This is a genomic window from Mycobacterium sp. (genome assembly GCF_046095365.1).
Taxonomy (GTDB): domain Bacteria; phylum Actinomycetota; class Actinomycetes; order Mycobacteriales; family Mycobacteriaceae; genus Mycobacterium.
This window is the reverse complement of sequence record NZ_JBJTJF010000043.1, coordinates 1-3312: the sequence shown is the minus strand read 5'-3', so window position 1 is coordinate 3312 and position 3312 is coordinate 1. Positions and strand designations below refer to the sequence as shown.

The window sequence follows — 3312 nt, the reverse complement described above, 5'->3', positions numbered from 1 at the left end:
TGCCGGCAACGGCGGCAAGGGCGGCAAGGCCGGCCTGGGCGGTGACGGCGTGACGCTGGGCACCGCGGGCAACGGCGGCGACGCCGGACTGGCCGGTACCGGCGCGGCCGGCGGCGACGGCGGCACCGGCTACACCGGTGTGGACGGGACCGGCGAGGCAGGCACCGACGGTGGCAACGGCGGCGCCGGCGGCCGGGGTGGCAGCGGCGGCGTCGGCGGCCTCAAGGGTGGCGTGGGCGCCACCGACGGCAACTACTCCGACGGCGCCGACGGTGGCGCCGGCGGTGATGCGGGCGCCGGGGGCAACGGCGGCGACGGCGCGAACGGGCTGGGCTCGCGCGCCGGGGCCCCCGGGGGGGCCGGGGGGTCCGGCGGCGCCGGCGGAGCCGGCGGTTCCTCGATCAAGGGCGCCAACGGCGACGGCGGCCGAGGTGGCAACGCCGGGGCGGGCGGCACCGGCGGCAACGGCACCGACGCGGGTCAGTCGCTGGGCTACTTGTCGGGTGCGGGCGGCAATGGTGGCAACAGCGGGGCCGAGGGCCTCGGCGGCGCGGCCGGCAGCGGCACGGGCACTCCCGGTGCCCCCGGCCAGAATGGCGACTCCGCCAACGCCGGCAACGGTGGCGACGGCGGCAACGGCATCGCCGGCGTCCTCGGTGGCTTCGGCGGCCGCGGCGGCGATGGCGGTTCGGCGCTGGGGACCGGCAACGGCGGTGCCGGCGGCGCCGGCGGTGACGGCGGCGACACCTCGAGCCCCAATGCGTCAGGTGGGTTCGGCGGCAGCGGCGCTGCCGGGGGCAGCGCGGTGGACGGCCAGGCCGGCGCCGGCGGCGCCGGCGGCGACGGCGGCAACGGCGGATCCGCCCCCGATCCCGATTCGCCCCTCGACACCGCCCTCGCCGGCGGCGCCGGCGGCAACGGCGGTGCGGGCGGGGCCGGCGGTGCGGCCACCGGTAGCGGTGATGCCGGCGACGGCGGCGCCGGCGGCGACGCCGGTCTCGGCGGCAATGGCGGCAACGGCGCCGACGGCGCCGACGCGACCGCCAGTACAGCTGCCGAGGACGGCGGCCAGGGCGGCGCCGGAGGCAACGGTGGCGTCGCCGGCGCCGGCGGTGCCGGCGGAGATGCCGTCACCGGCGCCAACGGCGACGGCGGAAACGGTGGCGCCGGCGGCGGTGCGGGCACCAGCGGCAACGGCGGCAACGGCGGCGACGGCAACGCGGACTTCCCCAACGGCGGTAACGGCGGTAAAGCCGGGACCGCGGGCATCGGAAGCGCCGGCGGCGCCGGTGGCGCGGCCGGAAGCGGTACCGGCATCGCGGGTAAGGCCGGAACCGACGGGGCGCGCGGTGCCGACGCCACAACGGGCGGCAACGGCGGCGACGGCGGCGCCGGATACAACGCCGCGGCCGACCCGGCCGCTGTTGCGGGCGCTGCTGGCGGCAACGGCGGCGCCGGTGGCGCCGGCACCGGACCCGGCACCGGCGGCGCCGGTGGCGCCGGTGGCGCCGGCAAGGCGGGCCGCAACCGCGTGGCGCCCTTTATCGGCAGTGGCGGACGCGGCGGGGCCGGCGGTGTGGGCGGAGCCGGCGGCAATTCCGAGAACGGCCAGGCGGGCGCCGGCGGGGCCGGCGGGGCCGGCGGTAACGGCGGCCTCGGCAGTGGGCCATCCCTCGATCCGGGCACCCTCGGCTTCAACGGCGGCGCCGGCGGCGCGGGCGGCGCCGGCGGTGCCGGCGGAACGGCCGTCGGCACCGGCAACGCCGGCGCGGGCGGCGACGGCGGTCTCGGCGGCAATGGCGGCAAGGGCGGCGACGGCACCGCCGGCGCCGATGCCTCGGCGAAGGGCCTGGCCCAGCCCGGCGGCGTCGGGGGGGACGGCGGCACCGCGGGGGCGGGCGGCGCCGGCGGTAAGGGCGGCAACGCGACGAGCGGCGTGAACGGCGACGGTGGCAATGGCGTCACCGCCGGGGCCGGTGGCAACGGCGGCAAGGGCGGCAACGGCAACGTCGACTTCCCCGACGGCGCCGCCGGCGGTAATGGCGGCAATGCCGGGGCGCGGGGCGCCGGCGGGGCGGCCGGGTTTAAGGGCACCGGCGGAACCGGCGGCGTGAACGGCACCGCCGGCACCGCCGGCGACGCTGCGACCTCGGGCGGCAACGGCGGCAACGGCGGGGCCGGCTACGACGCGGCGTCGGACCCCAACGCGACACCGGGCACCCCCGGCGGTAAGGGCGGACGCGGCGGCGACGCCGGCACCATCGGCAACGGCGGCGCCGGCGGCAAGGGTGGCAGTGGGGTGAGCAGCCTGTTCTTCGGTATCGACGGCGGTTCCGGTGGCGACGGCGGGGCCGGCGGCCGGGGCGGCACCGTCTCCGGCAACGGCGGCGTCGGCGGGGCCGGCGGTAACGGCGCGACCGGCTACACCGGCGAGGACGGCGTCGGCACCGCCGACCCGTTGGGCACCGGTCAGCCGGGTCAGGACGGCACCGCCGGCGGTACCGGCGGCGCCGGTGGGGCCGGCGGTGATGCGACGAAGGGCAACGCCGGCAACGGCGGCGCGGGCGGCACCGGCGGCACCGGCGGCAACGGCGGCGACGGCGGCGGTCGCGGGGTTGCCGGGAACGGCGGCCTCGGCGGCGTGGGCGGTGACGGCGGCAACGGCGGCAACGGCGGCCTGGGCGGCACCACCGCCGGCGGCGGCACCAACGGTGTGACCGGTACCGGTGGCAACGGCGGCGCCGCGGGCACCGGCGGCAACGGTGCCGACGGGTCCGCCGGCGACGGGACCTTCGGCAGCCAGAACCCCAACGGCGGTGCCGGCGGTGCCGGCGGTGATTCCGGGGTCGAGGGCACCGGTGGCACCGGGTCGACGCCAGGCACCCGCGGAGCCGTGGCCGACGGCGGCAACGGCGGCAACGGCGGGCAGGGTGCTGCCGTGCCGTTCGGCGCCGGCGGCAGCGGTGGGGCCGGCGGAGCGGGCGGAAAGGCGTTGGGCGGTGGCGACGGTGGCGCCGGCGGCGACGGCGGTATCGGCGCGGCGGGCAGCAAAGCCGGTAACCCGACTGCTAGCGGTTTCGACGGCGGTGCCGGCGGTGCCGGCGGCGCGGGCGGCTCGTCGGTCAGCGGCACCGGTGGCAACGGCGGCGATGCAGGCACGGGCGGAGCCGGCGGCGCCGGATACAGCCCCGGCGAGGCGGCTGCGACCGCCGGCGGCAAGGGCGGTGCCGGCGGCGCGGGCGGCGCGGGCGGCTCGTCGGTGACCGGTCTCGGTGGCGACGGCGGCGCCGCAGGAGCGGGCGGCCTCGGCGG

1 pseudogene is annotated in these 3312 nt (G+C 80.7%); it reads left to right on the top strand.

Annotation, left to right across the window (positions count from 1 at the left end):
• Nucleotides 1-3312: pseudogene (locus ACKOQ4_RS03055) on the top strand (PE family protein); the annotation flags it as partial.